This window comes from Flavobacterium gelidicaeli (assembly GCF_013294005.1).
In the GTDB taxonomy this organism is placed as follows: Bacteria; Bacteroidota; Bacteroidia; order Flavobacteriales; family Flavobacteriaceae; genus Flavobacterium.
Map to the genome: position 1 here is coordinate 127420 of NZ_JABSNK010000003.1, position 17574 is coordinate 144993.

Below are 17574 nucleotides of genomic sequence, written 5' to 3' on the forward strand. Positions count from 1 at the left end.
CTAAATTTAAAAGACAGAAACCGAAATCCAGATTAAAAAAAAGATTTCAAAAAGACCATAAAGTAAATCGAATTACATGACAAACGACAACAGCAAACAAACGCTAACAATTGATAATTATTTAGACGCTCATTATATTCATCGTAGCAATTGGCTTAGAGCGGCTGTACTTGGAGCAAATGACGGTATCATTTCTATTTCGAGTTTGGCAATTGGGATAGCTGCTGCAAGTACTAGCAGAGAGCCAATTATCTTGGCAACCGTTGCTGGACTGGTTGCAGGTGCTTTATCCATGGCTGCAGGCGAGTATGTTTCTGTAAGCTCTCAAACTGATACTGAAAAGGCAGACATTGAGCGAGAAAAAGTAGAACTTAGAGAAATGCCTGAGGAAGAATTACATATCTTAGCTCAAATTTATGAAAAGCGAGGGCTTAAAAAAGAAACGGCAATGCAAGTGGCGCTTGAACTTACTGAAAAAGATGCATTAGCAGCACATATAAGAGACGAGTTAGGTATTAATGAAATCAGTCAAGCGAATCCAATTCAAGCAGCATTAGCTTCAGGAGCTTCTTTTACTATTGGTGGTGTTTTACCGCTATTGGTAGTACTTTTTGCACCAGTAAAAGGAATGGAATATTGGCTGTATGGATCAACGATTTTGTTTCTTATTCTGTTAGGTGCTATGTCGGCAAAAACGGGCGGTTCAAGCATCTCAAAAGCAATTTTGAGAATTACAATTTGGGGTACAATTGCGATGGGACTCTCAGCAGGGGTAGGTTATTTATTTGGTGTAAAAGTATAAACAAACAATTTTAAAATAGTAATTATGAACGACGCGCATTGGCACTTAATAGTCAATCATTTTCCAATAATAGGAACCATCTTTGGTTTAGGAACTTTGATTGTTGGTTTGGTTTTAAAAAATAATTCAGTCAAAAACACCGCTTACGTATTATTTGTTGTGGCTGCCATTTTTGCATTTGCCAGCATGGCCACTGGCGATGGCGCAGAAGAAATGGTCGAGGATATGCCCAACATAGGCCATCAAATCATTCATGAACATGAAGAATTAGCCGAAAAATTAGCCATAGTTTTATACGCTACAGCCATTTTTAGCCTGCTTTCTCTCTACACTAATTTAAAAAAGCACAAATTTTCAAAAATCGCTTCTTACATCACTTTAGTTTTTGCTTTAAGCGCAACTGTTCTAGGATCATTTGTAGGCACCTCTGGAGGAGAAATTCGGCATACTGAAATTCGTGAAGGGCTAGTAAAACTGCCTACTCAGAATACTATTCCCAACTCAGAATCAAAGGAAGATTAAATGGTGAATTAATTTTTTAACAAAAAAGCAACATTAAGTTAAACTAATAATTGCTTTTTAATTAAAAAATCTTTTATATTTGCATAAGAAAAATACAACAAGTCATGTTTACAAATAAATTACATCATCATCATTTTCATTATTGCTCTCAAGCGATGTGTTAATGGTATGCATGTAAATCATCATATTAAAAAACCCGTTTGAGTACATCAAACGGGTTTTTTATTGCCTCAAATTGTACTCAGACATAACTATTAAAAATAAAAAAAAATGAGTACCTTAAAAATTGCAATTCAAAAATCAGGACGTTTAAACGAAGACAGTATCCAAATCCTTAAAGACTGCGGAATCTCGATCAACAACGGAATCGATCAGTTAAAAGCCGAAGCGTCTAACTTTCCTCTTGAAGTTTTATACCTTAGAAATTCAGATATTCCTCAATATTTAATTGATGGTGTGGTAGATATTGCTATTGTTGGTGATAATTTATTAGTCGAAAAAGGTAAAGGAATCCAAGTAGTTCAAAAACTAGGTTTTTCAAAATGCAAAGTATCGGTTGCTGTTCCTAAAACATTTGAATACAAGTCTATCAAAGACTTAGAAGGAATGCGCATCGCTACTTCTTACCCAAACACAGTTATCGAATATTTCAACTCTTTTGGAGTAAATGTTGATATTCACCAAATTTCAGGTTCGGTTGAAATTGCTCCTAATATTGGTCTTGCCGATGCAATTGTAGATATCGTTTCTAGCGGAAGTACTTTGTTTAAAAACAATTTGAAAGAAGTTGAAATTATCTACAAAAGTGAAGCAGTACTTGCGGTTTCGCCAAAAGTAACTCCAGATGTTCAAAAATTAATTGATACTTTAAAATTTAGGATAGAATCTGTTTTAAGAGCACGTAGATCAAAATACATCTTGATGAACGTACCTAATGACAAAATTGAGGAAGTAGGTAAGATCTTGCCTGTTTTACGTAGTTTAACCGTATTGCCACTAGCGCAAGAAGGATGGAGCAGCGTACACTCTGTTATCGATAAAGATACTTTTTGGGATGTAATCGATCAGTTAAAAGATGCCGGTGCCGAAGGGATTTTGATCTGCCCAATTGAAAAAATGGTACTGTAGCCCCCTAACCCCCGAAGGGGGAACTAGTAACTATAGTCTGAAATATGTAACTACAATAAAAATACAGGTTACCTCTCCTGTAACAATTCCCCCTTTGGGGGCCAGGGGGCTAATATGAACAAAATATACAACCCACAACCAGATACTTGGTCTGCTATTTTAGAGCGACCTACAAAAACGGTTGACGATATAGAACAAACTGTAAAAGAGATTTTTAAGGAAGTTCAAAAGAGTGGAGATGTGGCTGTAGCCAAATATACTTCGATTTTTGATGGAGTAACTATTGATAATTTAGAAGTCTCAAAACAAGAAATTGAAAATGCGGTAGCTGCAGTTCCTAGTGAATTGAAGGAAGCGATTCAATTGGCTAAAAGCAACATCGAAAAATTTCATGCGGCCCAAAAAACAGCCAAAGTGGAAGTTGAAACAGTTGAAGGTGTACAATGCTGGCAAGAAAAACGACCAATTCAAAAGATTGGTTTGTATATACCAGGAGGAACAGCTCCTTTGTTTTCAACAGTATTAATGTTGGCTGTTCCTGCAAATATTGCGGGATGCAAAGAAATTGTTTTGTGTTCGCCACCAGACAAAAAAGGAAATATAAATCCAGCAATTTTATATGCCGCCAATTTATGTGGCGTTACTAAAATATTAAAAGTAGGAGGGATACAAGCAATTGCAGCAATGACTTTTGGTACAGAAACAATTCCTAAAGTATACAAGATTTTTGGACCAGGAAATCAATTTGTGACTGTCGCAAAACAATTGGCAACACAGTTTGGTGTAGCAATTGACATGCCAGCTGGACCTTCAGAATTGTTGGTTGTTGCTGATGATGCTGCTGTTCCTGCATTTGTAGCTTCAGATTTATTGTCGCAAGCAGAACATGGAGCAGATAGCCAAGTGATTTTGGTTTCTACTTCTAAAAAATTAATCGATGCCGTTGAAGATGAAATTCAAGTTCAATTAGAGCAATTGCCTCGTAAAGCAATTGCAGAGAAAGCGATAGCCAACTCTAAATTGATTTTTGTCGAAAATGATACAATCGCTTTAGATTTAATCAATGAATACGGACCAGAACACTTTATTGTTTGTACCGCTAACGATGAATTTTACATCAACGGAATAGAAAATGCAGGTTCGGTTTTTATTGGGAATTATACTCCTGAGAGCGCTGGAGATTATGCCTCAGGGACTAATCATACCTTACCAACAAATGGTTATGCTAAAAACTATAGTGGTGTCAATCTAGATAGTTTCACTAAATCAATGACGTTCCAAAAAATTTCTGAAAAAGGAATTCAAAATATTGGAAAAGCGATTGAAGTTATGGCCGAAGCTGAAGGATTGCAAGCACACAAAAATGCGGTTACACTAAGACTAAATGCGATTAGAGATGGAAAATAATTTCGATATAAATAATTTAGTTCGCGAGAACGTCAAGACTATGAAGCCGTATTCATCGGCTCGTGATGAATTTAAGGATTTTGATGTGGCTCAAATGATATTTTTGGATGCCAATGAAAATCCGTATCAAAATGGTGTAAACCGTTATCCAGATCCGCAGCAAAGCAGCGTAAAAGCAGTTTTAGCGAAGCAAAGAAATCTTAAAACGAATCAAGTTTTGTTAGGAAACGGAAGCGATGAAGTTTTGGATCTATTATTTAGAGCTTTTTGCGAACCTAAAGTAGATAACGTCATTACTTTACCCCCAACATATGGAATGTATGGTGTTTTGGCCAACATTAATGCTGTAGAAAATAGAGAAGTTTTACTATCTCAAGATTTTCAGCCTGAGATCGATAAAATCCTGGCTGCGGTTGATTCAAATACAAAAATGCTATTTTTATGTTCACCTAATAACCCAACAGGAAATTCATTTGATGATGAAAGCATAGTTACCTTGCTGAAGAATTTCAAAGGATTAGTAGTTATTGATGAAGCGTATATTGATTTCTCAAAAAAGCCAAGTTGGTTGAATGAACTAGACGAATATCCTAATTTGATTATTACGCAAACCTTATCAAAGGCATATGGTTTAGCTGGAATTCGTTTGGGAATTTGTTACGCTTCTGCAGCAGTTATTGCGGTTTTAAACAAAATTAAGCCACCTTACAATGTGAATGAGTTGACACAACAAAGAGCATTAGAAAGACTGGCTGACAAAGAAAAAATACAATTAGAAATTGACTCTATTGTAATACAAAGAGATGATTTACTTAAAGTATTAAATGAAGTACAATTTGTATCTAAAATTTATCCAACAGAAGCAAATTTTGTTCTAATAAAAGTGGATGATGCTAATAAAAGATACAATGAATTAATTCAAAAAGGTATCGTGATTCGCAACCGAACAACGCAGCCTTTATGTGAAAACACCTTGCGTTTAACAATAGGTACAGCGGATGAAAATAAGATTTTAATGGAAGCTTTGAAATCAATATAAAACACAAGTTAGGAATGAATTCAAAAGAAATTACAAAATCTGGTTTTTTAGAAGTAAGTACAATTCATAAATTATATTATGAAGTTTGTGGTAATCCTAAAGCAGAAACTATTTTATTTCTACATGGAGGACCAGGTGCTGGTTTTGCAGATAAGGATAAAAGATTTTTTAATTTTGAGAAACAGCAAGTTGTATTTTTTGATCAAAGAGGAGCTTCAAGAAGTTTGCCTTTTGGGAGCATTATAGAAAATACTACGCAGGACTTGGTTGAAGACATAAACAAATTACTTTGTTTTTTAAATATTGAAAAAGTAACGATATTTGGAGGATCATGGGGTACTGCACTAGCACTTATATACGCGATTCAGTTTCCAGATAAGGTTAAAGAGTTATTGCTACGAGGTGTATATATTGTGATAAAGAATCAACAGAACATTTTCTTGAAGGTGGTGTAGCTAAAGAATTTCCAGCGGTTTGGAAAAGATTTAGTGAAAATGTACCTAAAGAAAGTAACGCATCAATCATAGAATACTATTTAGATAAAATGCAAAATGGTAATAATGAAGAAAAAAAACATTTTGCTTACGAATGGGCTTTTTACGAAATTTCAATTTTTAAAAAAGGAATTACAAATGAGGAAGTTGATTTGATTTTAAGTCAATTTCCATATGAATCGCTTTCAATTATGGAAACACACTATTTATCTAAAGGTTGTTTTATTGAAGAAAATTATATTTTGAATAATATTGAAGCGTTGGACGCAATTCCAGTAAAAATTGTCCATGGGAAAGACGATACTATTTGCCCAGTAAGCGCTGCAATTGAGCTAAATTTTAGATTAAAAAATTGTGAATTGTATGTAGTAGAAGGAGGGCACTCAGATTCTGAACCTGAAATTGAAGCAAAATTGATTGAGATTGTAAATGAAATGTATTGATGTTTGTAATAACTAGATTTTTGCGCGTGAGGGATAGTAGTGGAGCTCTTTTTAGGACGGAGGAACGAAGGCCTAAAAAAGCGGGAACGAATAGCCCGACCCGTAGGGACACGCCCTAATAATGATATTGAATAAGTAATTAAAGATAATGATAATATAACTAGCTAAAGGTAAAAACCTAGCCGCTAAAAGCATATATAAAAATGAAAAAAGTACTTTTTATCGATCGTGATGGAACGATTGTTTTGGAACCAGAAGGATACCAATTAGATAGTTTAAATAAATTAGAATTTTATCCAAAAGCATTTCAGTATTTGGCTAAAATTGCAACCGAATTAGAATACGAATTGGTGATGGTGACCAACCAAGACGGTTTGGGAACAGACAGTTTTCCGGAAGATACGTTTTGGCCAACTCAGAATTTCATTTTGAGAGCTTTCGAAAATGAAGGCGTTTTATTTGATGATATTTTTGTAGACCGTTCGTTTCCTGAAGATAATGCACAGACACGCAAGCCGAGAACGGGGATGTTGACTAAATACATCGATAATCCTGCTTATGATTTGGCGAATTCGTTTGTGTTAGGAGACCGATTGACAGATGTGGAATTGGCTAAAAATCTGGGAGCCAAAGCGATTTTCATGAATGAATCTGAAGGTGCTGGAAGTACTGAAATCGCCTCTAAACGTGAGGAATTAGATGATGTGATTAGTTTGCAATCTACAGATTGGAAAGTGATTTACGAGTTCTTGAAACTAGAAGCACGTTCGGCTACGATTTCGAGAAAAACAAACGAAACGGATATCTACATTAACTTGAACCTTGATGGAACTGGGAAAAGCAAAATCGAAACCGGAATTGCTTTCTTTGATCATATGCTAGACCAAATTGCGCGTCACGGGCAAATGGACTTAGAAATCAATGTAAAAGGAGACCTAGAAGTAGACGAGCACCACACGATTGAAGACACAGCAATTGCCTTAGGAGAAGTTTTTGCAAAAGCATTAGGAAACAAACTAGGAATTGAGCGTTATGGCTTTTGTTTGCCAATGGACGACTGCTTAGCGCAGGTGGCTATTGACTTTGGAGGTAGAAACTGGTTGGTTTGGGAAACGGAATTCAAACGTGAGATGGTAGGGAAAATGCCAACAGAGATGTTCTTGCATTTCTTTAAATCATTCTCTGATGGAGCAAAAGCAAACATCAATATCAAAGCCGAAGGAGACAACGAGCACCACAAAATTGAAGCTATTTTTAAGGCTTTCGCCAAAGCGATAAAAGTTGCTGTAAAACGCGATACTGAGAAAATGATTTTGCCTAGTACGAAAGGGGTGTTGTAGCCCCCTAACCCCCGAAGGGGGAATAACTAAGTTTGAACTAAAATTTATGGAAAAAGATAGCACACAATCCACTTCAACTCCCCCTTCGGGGGCTGGGGGGCTTGTAATTATAAATTACGGAGCAGGAAATATTCAAAGCATTATGTTTGCCATTGAAAGATTGGGATACAAAGCGATTTTGAGTAATGATCCAGCCGAGATTAAGGCAGCAGATAAAGTAATTTTTCCGGGTGTGGGTGAAGCGAGTTCAGCGATGAAAATGCTTTTGGCGAGTGGTTTGGATGCATTGATTCCAACATTGACACAGCCTGTATTAGGAATTTGCCTTGGAATGCAGTTGATGTGCAACAAAACCGAAGAGGGAAATACTGAAGGATTGGGAATTTTTGACGTTGATGTGCTTAAATTTTCATCGAAAGTAAAAGTGCCGCAAATGGGTTGGAATACGATTTACAATTTGAAATCCGATTTGTTTAAAGATATTTCAGAAGACGAGTACATGTATTTGGTACACAGTTTCTACGCTCCTAATTGCGCTGAATCGATTGCTACGACAAACTACGAACTAGAATATGCTTCGGCCTTGCAAAAAAACAATTTCTACGGAACCCAATTTCACCCAGAAAAAAGTGGTGATGTAGGGGAGAAAATTCTTGGGAATTTTCTGCAACTTTAAACTTTAAACCTGAAACTAAAAAGAAATCATGCGTATTATCCCAGCAATAGATATCATCGACGGAAAATGTGTTCGCTTATCAAAAGGCGATTACAACACCAAAATTATATACAATGAAAACCCGCTAGAAGTAGCCAAGGAATTTGAAGCGCACGGAATTGAATATTTGCACTTAGTAGATCTTGACGGAGCAAAATCGAGCAAAATCGTCAACTATAAAATTCTGGAGCAAATTGCGAGTCAAACGAGTTTGAAAATCGATTTTGGTGGTGGCTTAAAGTCGGATGCCGATTTGAAAATTGCTTTTGAAAGTGGTGCGAACCAAATCACGGGTGGAAGTATTGCTGTTAAAAACAGAGCAATTTTCGAAAAATGGATTACTGAATATGGTGCTGATAAAATTATCCTTGGAGCAGATGCCAACAACGAAAAAGTAGCCGTTTCAGGATGGTTAGAAGAATCAGATCAGGAGTTGGTTCCTTTTATTCAAGAGTACCAGTCTAAAGGAATTCAGTATGTTATTTGTACTGATATCGCCAAAGACGGAATGCTGGAAGGACCTAGTTTTGATTTATATGCTAAAATATTGAAGTCTTGCAATGTCACTTCGAGCTTGTCACCTCGAGCGGAGTCGAGAGGCAAGATTAAATTAATCGCTTCAGGTGGAATTTCGACCTTTGATGAATTACCTAAATTAGCCGAATTAGGTTGTGAAGGAACTATTATTGGTAAAGCGATTTACGAAGGAAGGATTTCGATGAAACAACTAGAGCAATATATATTAGAATCTAAATAATTTGAAGATGTGAAAATTTGGAAATGAGGTAATGCATTTTCAAATTTTTTAATTTTCAAATTTTCAAATTAAACGAGATGTTAACAAAAAGAATAATACCCTGTTTAGATATAAAAAATGGACGTACCGTTAAAGGCGTAAATTTTGTAGATTTGCGTGATGCTGGTGATCCGGTAGAATTAGCGAAGATCTATTCGAATGAAGGAGCTGACGAATTGGTTTTTTTGGACATATCAGCAACGGAAGAACGCCGAAAAACCTTAGTGAACTTGGTTCGTGAAGTGGCCGCTACAATTAATATTCCGTTTACGGTGGGTGGTGGAATCTCCTCTGTAGCCGATGTGGAAGTGCTGTTGCAAAACGGAGCAGATAAAGTTTCGATTAACTCATCAGCGATAAAAAATCCGCAGTTGATTAATGATTTGGCTAGTAAATTTGGAAGCCAATGCGTGGTCGTTGCTATTGATGCCAAACAAATAGACGGGCTATGGATTGTACATTTAATGGGTGGAAAAGTACCCACAGAACTAAATTTATTTGACTGGGCCGTTGAAGTAGCCGAAAGAGGAGCTGGTGAAATCTTGTTTACCTCGATGGATAACGACGGAACAAAAAATGGTTTTGCTAATGACGCTTTGGCTAAATTATCAACTTTGGTTAATATTCCTATAATCGCTTCAGGTGGTGCTGGAAACATGCAACATTTTGTAGATAGTTTCACCGAAGGAAAAGCAGATGCAGCTTTGGCGGCAAGTGTTTTTCACTTTAAAGAGATTGAAATCAAAACGTTGAAACAAGAACTTAGAAATAACAATATCGCCGTGCGATTATAGCACATAAAAAAAGAGCAAAGAAGGGAGGTTTGAAAATCTTTCAATATTTGAATCTTTAAATCATTAAATAATAGAAAATGAACATAGATTTTTCAAAAAGCGCACACGGATTAATTCCGGCAATTATACAAGACAGCGAAACTAAAGCCGTTTTAATGTTGGGATACATGAACGCAGAAGCGTACCAAAAAACAATTGATACTCAAAAAGTCACTTTTTTTAGTCGCTCCAAGCAAAGACTTTGGACCAAAGGGGAAGAAAGTGGTAACTTTTTGAATTTGGTTGATATAAAAAATGATTGTGATGGCGACACTTTGTTGATCCAAGCAAAACCTGTTGGTCCAACTTGTCACACAGGTGCGGATACTTGCTGGCAAACAGAAAATAAAGGAGATTATGGATTTATTTCTGACTTGGAACAAACTATTGAAACAAGAAGAGAAAATGCTGATTCTGAGAAAAGTTATGTAGCTTCTTTATTCAAATTAGGAATGAATAAAATCGCTCAAAAAGTAGGAGAGGAAGCGGTAGAAGTGGTTATCGAAGCTAAGGATGATAACGACGATTTATTCTTAGGCGAAAGTGCCGACTTGTTATTTCATTACTTGATTTTGCTTCAAGCAAAAGGATTTAAAATCAATGATGTAGTCAACGTCTTAAAAAGTCGCCAAAAATAAACGATTACTTTTCTTCAAACACAACAGATAAACCCAATAATGAACGGATTCATTATTGGGTTTTCTTTTTTTACAATTTTGAAATTCTTACATTTACTCTAGAATTTGAATTAGTGATAAGTAAACTACATTCATTTAAATGTTAAATAGAATAAAGGAAATCCTTTTTTATAATAATAAGTATGAAAACAAAGAACATTAATGATTTAAAAGACTTTTCAGGAACTGTTTTAGTACCAGTTTTTGAGACTAGTGCAAAGAATTTAATTCCGATACAGTTTGGAACTGTTTCAATTTCGTCTAAAGTTTTTTACGGTAAAAAAGACAGCTATTATTTAGCTGAGGACAATGACAATATCTATCTATTTATAGGATTAGGAAAAAAGGATATTGATTACAAGTCTTTAAAAACAATTTTCCGCAGAGTTGCAGCTAATCAAAAAGAAGCCTTTACTAAATGCGTTGGGGTATCATTTCCAACTGAGTTCAAAGAACAAGAAGTAGAAGCCGCTATTTCGGGACTTTTATTAGGGACGTATAGTTTGGGTCATTATAAAAAAGAAGTCGATCATCCTTTTCTAGATCCAGAATTTGAATTGAAAATTTTAGCCACAGTTGATTTTTCGATTGCCATAAATAAAGCTATAAAAATTGCTAGAGCACAATTAGAAACATTGTCGTTAGTTGATTTACCACCTAATAAAGTTACCCCAGGATATTTAGCTAAATGGGCTAAAGATAGAGGAAATAGATATGGTTTTAAAGTGAATGTTTTAGACCGTGAAGCTTGTGAAATTGAACAACTTGGTGCTTTTTTAGCGGTGGGAAAAGGAAGTAATAATGAGCCTCAGTTTATCATTATGAATTATGAGCCAAATAAGCCAACAGAAAACTTAAAACACATAGGCTTAGTGGGTAAAGGGATCACTTTTGATACAGGTGGAATCAATATCAAAACGGCTGGAATGTTAGACATGAAAAGCGATATGGCTGGTGGTGCTGCTGTTTTTGGTGCAATGCAATTAATAGCCGACTTACAATTGCCTGTTAAAGTTACTGCAATTGTTCCTTGTGCAGAAAATTCAGTTAGTAGTAAATCATTCTTACCTAGTGATGTTATAAAAAGTTATAGCGGGAACTCCATTGAAATCATTGATACAGATGCAGAAGGGCGTTTGATATTAGCAGATGGATTATCTTATTTGATTAAGAATTTCGATCCAGAATATATTGTAGATATTGCAACACTTACCGGAAGTAGCATAGGTACATTTGGACACGAATGTGGTGCTTTATTTACTGATAATGAAATTATTGCTGATGCTTTACGAAAAACAGGAGATAGTATAGGCGAAAGATTGTGGCCATTACCATTATGGGAGGCTTATACAGAAGACATAGAAAGTGCTATTGCCGATGTTAAAAATTATAGCGGAAAGCCTGTTGCTGGTGCTATTAGTGCTGCAAAATTTTTGCAATTCTTCACTAAGAAACATACTTCATGGGCACATCTTGATATAGCAGGTGTTGCTTATGGAAACGATGAATTTTCTAAAAGTAAGCATGCTAGCGGTTATGGAGTGCATTTGTTAACTAAGTTTATCGAGAATTTGTAATTAATATCTAAAACTAGTATAAAATAGTTCAATATAGTTTTTGTGACATTGACGGGAGTCAAGAGACATTAATAATTCTTGACTCCGCTTAAACTGATAATAGATTTTTTATAAACAGTAGCATTACAACTGGTGTGAAATAATCTTCAGTTTTTAATTTATTTAATATATTCCTTCATGAAAAAAAATAGTTCTCTAGCCTTAATTGCATTTTTAGCTTACACTGGTATAAGTGCACAAGGATTGCTTAATAAGTCAGATGTTGCTTTTACCAGACAAGATTCTTTGCGCGGTAGTATTACTAAAGAGCGCGCTTGGTGGGATGTTAAAAATTACCATTTAGATATTAAAGTAAATCCTGCAGATAGCACTATTTCAGGATCTAACACCATTAAATACCAAGTATTACAAGAGTACAATAAGATGCAGATAGATTTACAAAATCCAATGCAAATTCTTAAAGTTACTCAAGACGGTAAAGCTTTGCAATTTACTAGAGAAGGCAATGCTTTTTTTATTTTATTACTAACGCCTCAAACTGTGGGAAGTACTAAAGAAGTCATTGTTTTTTATAGTGGTAAACCTAAAGTAGCTGTAAACCCGCCATGGGATGGCGGAATTACTTGGAGAAAAGATGCTAATGGAAAATTGTTTATTGCGTCGTCTTGTCAAGGACTAGGTGCAAGTGTGTGGTGGCCTAACAAAGATCACATGTATGACGAGGTTGAAAACATGTTGATTAGTGTAAATGTTCCTGGAGATTTGATGGATGTATCCAATGGTCGTTTGCAAAGTGTGAAAAAGCTGAAAGATGGCACTAAAACTTACAATTGGTATGTTTCAAATCCTATTAATAATTATGGCGTAAACATAAATATTGGTGATTATGTCAACTTTTCTGAGAAATATCAAGGAGAAAAAGGTGTTTTGGATTGTGACTATTATGTTTTGAAAGATAATTTGGCTAAAGCCAAAGAACAATTCAAAGATGTTCCTAGAATGTTAAAGGCATTCGAACACTGGTTTGGTCCTTATCCATTTTATGAAGACAGCTACAAACTTGTAGAAGCACCGTATCTAGGCATGGAACATCAAAGTTCAGTAACCTATGGGAATGGGTATAAAAATGGGTATCGAGGTAGGGATTTAAGCGGAACAGGTTGGGGCTTAAAGTTTGATTTTATCATTATTCACGAGTCGGGGCACGAGTGGTTTGCTAATAATATCACTTACAAAGATATTGCCGACATGTGGATTCACGAGAGTTTCACTAATTATTCTGAAAGCCTTTTTGTAGAATATTACTATGGCAAAGACGCTGGAGATGAATATGTACGTGGAATTAGAAAAAACATTGAAAATGACAAACCCATCATAGGGCATTATGATGTGAACAATGAAGGTTCTAGTGACATGTATTACAAAGGTGCGAACATGTTGCATACCATCCGTCAGATTGTGAATAACGATGAAAAATGGAGAACAATTCTAAGAGGTTTAAACAGTACTTTTTACCATCAAACGGTAACTACTAAACAAATTGAAGATTATTTAAGTACAGAAGTGGGTAGTAATTTACAAACGGTTTTTGATCAATATTTAAGAGACGTAAGAATTCCAACTTTAGAGTATTTTTTTCAGGATAATAATTTAGGATACCGCTGGACAAACTGCGTTAGCGGATTTAATATGCCGGTTAAAGTACAAATTGACGGTAAAGATACTTGGTTAAAACCTACCACTAATTGGAACGGAGAAGCTGTTAAAAGCGGAAAAGCAAAATTAGTAATTGATCCTAATTTTTATGTAGCAGGATTTGATATAACAGAATAAATTTAGCTAATTTTACAAAGGAATTCAAAAAAATAAACGGTACTATTTTTAACTATTTTATGAAAAATACAATTAACCACCTATCTCTTTTTTTTCTTATTGTAAGCGGCATAGGCTTGGCACAAAATAGTGTGTCAGTTTTAGATAAAAAAATTAAAGCTCCTATAAAAGCTTTAATTATCGAAAAGGATACATTGGTTTTAGAAAAATCAAGTACAATGCTTGACGAAGCAGTTTATTGGGATATCATTGCGACTTCATTAAAAGAAACTAGTAATCAAGAAGACCAAGAGTTGTTTTTAATTTCAGAAATTGAAAAACTGACTCCAAGCGAAATGATTGGTTTCCGTCTAACGACTGATAAGTTACTTTATGATACTTATGATCAGCAATTGTGGTGCGCAGCTTATATAATGAATCATGGCTGTTCTGACGGAGGGTTTGAGTATTTTAGATGTTGGTTAATTTCAAAAGGGAAAGATGTTTTTTATGCTACTAAAGCCAATCCAGATTCGCTTTTAAAAGAAGTGATTAAAGACCAAGAAGTATATGAGTTTGAAGGATTCTGGTATGTTGCTATGAATGCTTTTAAAAACACTACCCAAAAAGAGCTTTTCAGTTATATTGATTATGAAAAGTTTAAGACGAATGACGAAAACTATCCAATTTTAAAATTTTCATGGAATGTAGATGAGCCAGAAACAATGGCAAAAATTTGTCCAGTTTTATATAAAAATCTTTGGAAGAAATAATTGTCCAATAAATTATCTTAAAAACGGTTTGCTTTAGTATTGTAACTATTGCAAACCGTTTTCTTTTTAAGGCTGTAATTTATTAATCTAAAGTAGTGTTCAAACTCTTGTTTTTGGGTTGTAAAAACTTTATTACAACAAGTTAATTTGATTTAATTAGTGGAGAAACCATATAATCTTTGAAAATTTAGTTTAAAACAATTGCAATTGGCTTTTTAAACGCTCTTGCAGCATACTCATTATACGTTTGTTTAAGTTGGATGTATTATTAGCATACGTTCTATATTCTTCAATGGTGAATAATCCTACAACCATTCCTTTGAGTGTATTTCTGTATTTGGTATCTTTTTGAATACTATTTTCTATAAAAGTATTTTTTTTCTCGGTTGTGTAATTAGCAAAATCGCCTTTATTTTTTGCTATATAATTAGAAAAAGAAGCTATAAATAATTCATTTTGTAATTTTAGTATAGGGCGAAGGACTTGGTTTTGAAATTGCTCTTCTTGTGAGGACTCAGTACCTACAGATCCTATGGTTTCTGTTCTAAACTCTTTTATAAAAACATCTCTATTGCTCATCTTTTTTTTATAAAATTAAGCATTTTTTGACTTCTAAATCTTATTTTAGCAATACTAAATTATTAAGATGAGATTTCACACTAGAAAATGGGTAAAACCCGAAGACTTAAATCCAAACGGTACATTATTTGGAGGACAATTATTAGCTTGGATAGACGAAGAATTAGCGCTTTACACCATCATACAATTAGAAAACTCTAAAGTGGTTACGAAGCACATGTCTGAAATAAATTTTAGAAGTTCAGCTAGACAAGGAGATATTATTGAGATAGGTATTGATGTAGTAAAGTTTGGTAATAGCTCGCTAACGCTAAAATGCGAAGCTAGAAACATGATGACCAGAGAAACTATTATTAGTATTGATAGTACTACAATGGTGAACCTAGGTGAAGATGGAAAACCCAAAGCACATGGGAAAAAGGAAATAGAATATGTAAAAAACAGGTTGTAATAAGATAAAAAAGATAGCTTTAGGGCTATCTTTTTTATATATGCTTATTTTTTAAGTAATTCGTAATCAGTTTCTAGTATGGCATATTCATAATTATCAGACCATCCTGATTTTAGAGGTAAAACCTGTCGGCACTTACCTTCTTTAATCATGCCTACTTTTTCAAGCACTTTGATAGATCCAATATTAGCAACAGCACAACCTGCTTGAATCCTGTGTAAGTCTAGTTTATTAAAACCAAAATCTAGAATTGAATTTACTGCCTCAGTAGCGTAACCTTTTCCCCAATGATCTGGTTGTAGTTTGTACCACACTTCAGCTCTTCTGTTTTTTTTAGGCCATAATTTAAGACCTAATAAACCTATGAATACTTTATTACTAATTGTTTCTATAGCAAAGGTGTAGCTTGTTACTTCATGTTGCTCATTGGCTAAAAGCCAAGATTCAATTAGAGTAGCTGTCTGTTCAATATTTTCAGGAATTCCTAGAGTATTAAATTCATCTACTTCTGGTATAGAATGCAATTGATGAATGGCTTCTAAGTCTGAGAATTCAATTAATCGCAATTTTAATCGGCTGGTATTTAACTCCATTTTTTTTAGTTTAACTAACAAAGTTCCCTTTAGATGGCAGTTCGAATATTTCTAAATCAAAATAACCTACTGAAGCAAAGATATGATCAAATACGTCCGACATTACGTATTCATAATTCTCCCATCTTTTATCACTAGAGAAAACATAAATTTCGATAGGCACACCATGAGCAGTAGACTGTAACTGGCGGCACATCAAGAGCATGTCTTGATTTAATGATGGATGGTTGCGTAAATACTGTGTAATGTATTTTCTAAACAAACCTAAATTAGTCATGTTACGACCATTAAGGGCTAGTGATTTATCGACAGCATTATCGGTATTGAATTTTTCGATTTCAATTTTTCGAGTATCAATATAGGCGCTAATCAAGTCAATCTTTTTTAGATTGTTCAGCTCCGTATCAGTCAAGAAACGTATGGTACTTGGTTTTATTAAAATATGTCTTTTAATACGCCTACCGTCTGATTTTAACATTCCTCTCCAGTTTTGAAAAGAGTCTGAACTCAAGCTATAAGTAGGAATTGTAGTGGTGGTATTATCAAAATTCTGAACTTTTACCGTAGTTAAGTTGATTTCGATAACATCTCCATCGGCGCCAAACTTTTCCATCGTAATCCAGTCACCAATTCGTATCATGTCATTAATAGACACTTGCACACTAGCAACAAAACCAAGTATAATATCTCTGAAAATCAAGATAATCAATGCCGAAACTGCTCCTAAAGTAGTTAAGAGTTCTTTGATTTCAAAATCAAATAATTTAGAAATAATCACAATAACTCCTACCATCCAGAGCACGATCATAATAACCTGAATGAAGCTATCAATAGGTTTATCGCTGTATCTTGGTTTTTGTTTTAGGTAATCACGTAAAGCGTTAAAAACCGTTCTTACGATCCATAAAACTAAGAATACAATATAAATCCCTACGAGTTTTCCAAAAACACTCTCCCAATATTCAAATTTATCCAGAATTACAGGAACAGATTTATAGATAAAAAGTAGCGGAATTAAATGCGCAATGTATTTGGCTGTTTTATTGGTAACCAAAAAATCATCAAATTGTGTTTTAGTATGTTGCGCTATAAATACAATTATAGTAACCAGAATCAATCTAAAAATGACATAGATACTGTAGGCTAATAAACAAAGCAACGCAATGTTTAAAACCAAACTTAAGTACGAAGAAAAACTATATCCCATTCCCCATTTCCTGAATAAAGGATAGAGGTAAGTGAATATTTTTCCGATCAATTTATACATTTTTTAGGTTTTTTTGATCAGTTTTTAGGTATTTGTATTCTACATAAAAAGTTCCAAAAGGAATTAATGAGGCTGCTAAGATGATTCCAAAAGTTGTTAGCGACCACTGCATTCTTTTTTTCAATAAAAAAGCCAATAATATATACCCAATAAATAATACACCATGACTCATACCAATAGGATATAATAAGGTGTGGTACAATTCAAAATATTTAGGCTTGATAAAAAGCATATTCGAAAATAAAACCAAATAGGATATTCCTTCAAGGATAGCAGTAATCTTAAAAATCTTAAGCATGAATTTTTGTTTAGGTAATAAAGTACAA

The 17574-nt window shown here is 34.4% G+C and carries 20 protein-coding genes; 16 read left to right on the top strand and 4 right to left on the bottom strand.

What is annotated here, in order from left to right; genetic code table 11:
- Positions 1–76: 76 nt before the first annotated feature.
- From HNP99_RS05320 to HNP99_RS05390, 15 genes are all read left to right on the top strand, one after another.
- Complete coding sequence (locus HNP99_RS05320; RefSeq protein ID WP_173852053.1) at positions 77–802, top strand: VIT1/CCC1 transporter family protein; 726 nt, start codon at positions 77–79, stop codon at positions 800–802.
- A 24-nt stretch (positions 803–826) separates the two neighbouring features.
- On the top strand, positions 827–1324 hold the full coding sequence (locus HNP99_RS05325) for a DUF2231 domain-containing protein (protein ID WP_173852055.1): 498 nt from the start codon (positions 827–829) through the stop codon (positions 1322–1324).
- Between the two features lie 270 nt (positions 1325–1594).
- Complete coding sequence (gene hisG, locus HNP99_RS05330; RefSeq protein ID WP_173836367.1) at positions 1595–2452, top strand: ATP phosphoribosyltransferase; 858 nt, start codon at positions 1595–1597, stop codon at positions 2450–2452.
- A 114-nt stretch (positions 2453–2566) separates the two neighbouring features.
- On the top strand, positions 2567–3859 hold the full coding sequence (gene hisD, locus HNP99_RS05335; RefSeq protein WP_173852057.1) for a histidinol dehydrogenase: 1293 nt from the start codon (positions 2567–2569) through the stop codon (positions 3857–3859).
- The gene (hisC, locus tag HNP99_RS05340) at positions 3849–4898 is read left to right on the top strand and encodes a histidinol-phosphate transaminase (RefSeq protein ID WP_173852059.1); all 1050 of its coding nucleotides are present in this window, start codon (positions 3849–3851) and stop codon (positions 4896–4898) included. Before hisD ends, hisC begins: the two co-directional genes overlap by 11 nt.
- Positions 4899–4912: 14 nt before the next feature.
- Positions 4913–5353 (top strand): alpha/beta fold hydrolase, encoded by a 441-nt coding sequence (locus HNP99_RS05345; protein WP_173852062.1) that lies wholly within the window; start codon positions 4913–4915, stop codon positions 5351–5353.
- A gap of 89 nt (positions 5354–5442) precedes the next feature.
- The gene (locus HNP99_RS05350; protein WP_173852064.1) at positions 5443–5835 is read left to right on the top strand and encodes an alpha/beta hydrolase; all 393 of its coding nucleotides are present in this window, start codon (positions 5443–5445) and stop codon (positions 5833–5835) included.
- 203 nt (positions 5836–6038) lie between these two features.
- The gene (hisB, locus tag HNP99_RS05355; protein WP_173852066.1) at positions 6039–7175 is read left to right on the top strand and encodes a bifunctional histidinol-phosphatase/imidazoleglycerol-phosphate dehydratase HisB; all 1137 of its coding nucleotides are present in this window, start codon (positions 6039–6041) and stop codon (positions 7173–7175) included.
- 46 nt (positions 7176–7221) lie between these two features.
- A complete protein-coding gene (gene hisH / locus HNP99_RS05360) occupies positions 7222–7851 on the top strand; it encodes an imidazole glycerol phosphate synthase subunit HisH (RefSeq protein WP_173852068.1) in 630 nt (209 codons plus the stop codon).
- 28 nt (positions 7852–7879) lie between these two features.
- Positions 7880–8647: a 1-(5-phosphoribosyl)-5-[(5-phosphoribosylamino)methylideneamino]imidazole-4-carboxamide isomerase gene (hisA, locus tag HNP99_RS05365; protein WP_173852070.1), complete on the top strand. Its 768-nt coding sequence runs from the start codon at positions 7880–7882 to the stop codon at positions 8645–8647.
- Positions 8648–8724: 77 nt separating this feature from the next.
- Positions 8725–9480 (top strand): imidazole glycerol phosphate synthase subunit HisF, encoded by a 756-nt coding sequence (gene hisF, locus HNP99_RS05370; protein WP_173852072.1) that lies wholly within the window; start codon positions 8725–8727, stop codon positions 9478–9480.
- Positions 9481–9557: 77 nt separating this feature from the next.
- Positions 9558–10157 carry a bifunctional phosphoribosyl-AMP cyclohydrolase/phosphoribosyl-ATP diphosphatase HisIE gene (gene hisIE, locus HNP99_RS05375; RefSeq protein ID WP_173852074.1) on the top strand — a complete coding sequence of 200 codons (600 nt, stop codon included), beginning with the start codon at positions 9558–9560 and terminating at the stop codon, positions 10155–10157.
- Between the two features lie 182 nt (positions 10158–10339).
- The gene (locus tag HNP99_RS05380) at positions 10340–11773 is read left to right on the top strand and encodes a leucyl aminopeptidase family protein (RefSeq protein ID WP_173852076.1); all 1434 of its coding nucleotides are present in this window, start codon (positions 10340–10342) and stop codon (positions 11771–11773) included.
- A 177-nt stretch (positions 11774–11950) separates the two neighbouring features.
- Entirely contained in the window at positions 11951–13606 is a 1656-nt protein-coding gene (locus HNP99_RS05385) for a M1 family metallopeptidase (RefSeq protein ID WP_173852078.1), read from the top strand.
- Between the two features lie 59 nt (positions 13607–13665).
- Positions 13666–14358 carry a DUF4240 domain-containing protein gene (locus tag HNP99_RS05390; protein WP_173852080.1) on the top strand — a complete coding sequence of 231 codons (693 nt, stop codon included), beginning with the start codon at positions 13666–13668 and terminating at the stop codon, positions 14356–14358.
- 192 nt (positions 14359–14550) lie between these two features.
- On the opposite strand, the gene HNP99_RS05395 is transcribed toward HNP99_RS05390, so the two are convergent.
- Positions 14551–14937, bottom strand: a complete 387-nt coding sequence (locus tag HNP99_RS05395) for a glyoxalase (protein ID WP_173852082.1) — start codon at positions 14935–14937, stop codon at positions 14551–14553.
- A gap of 67 nt (positions 14938–15004) precedes the next feature.
- On the opposite strand from HNP99_RS05395, the gene HNP99_RS05400 reads away from it, so the two are divergent.
- A complete protein-coding gene (locus HNP99_RS05400) occupies positions 15005–15388 on the top strand; it encodes an acyl-CoA thioesterase (RefSeq protein WP_173852083.1) in 384 nt (127 codons plus the stop codon).
- 44 nt (positions 15389–15432) lie between these two features.
- On the opposite strand, the gene HNP99_RS05405 is transcribed toward HNP99_RS05400, so the two are convergent.
- The 3 genes from HNP99_RS05405 to HNP99_RS05415 are packed head-to-tail and all read right to left on the bottom strand — an operon-like array spanning position 15433 to position 17546.
- On the bottom strand, positions 15433–15981 hold the full coding sequence (locus HNP99_RS05405) for a GNAT family N-acetyltransferase (protein ID WP_173852085.1): 549 nt from the start codon (positions 15979–15981) through the stop codon (positions 15433–15435).
- A 10-nt stretch (positions 15982–15991) separates the two neighbouring features.
- On the bottom strand, positions 15992–17248 hold the full coding sequence (locus HNP99_RS05410; RefSeq protein WP_173852087.1) for a mechanosensitive ion channel family protein: 1257 nt from the start codon (positions 17246–17248) through the stop codon (positions 15992–15994).
- Positions 17241–17546: a DUF3817 domain-containing protein gene (locus HNP99_RS05415; protein ID WP_173852089.1), complete on the bottom strand. Its 306-nt coding sequence runs from the start codon at positions 17544–17546 to the stop codon at positions 17241–17243. The genes HNP99_RS05410 and HNP99_RS05415 overlap by 8 nt, the downstream gene beginning before the upstream one ends.
- Positions 17547–17574: the final 28 nt, after the last annotated feature.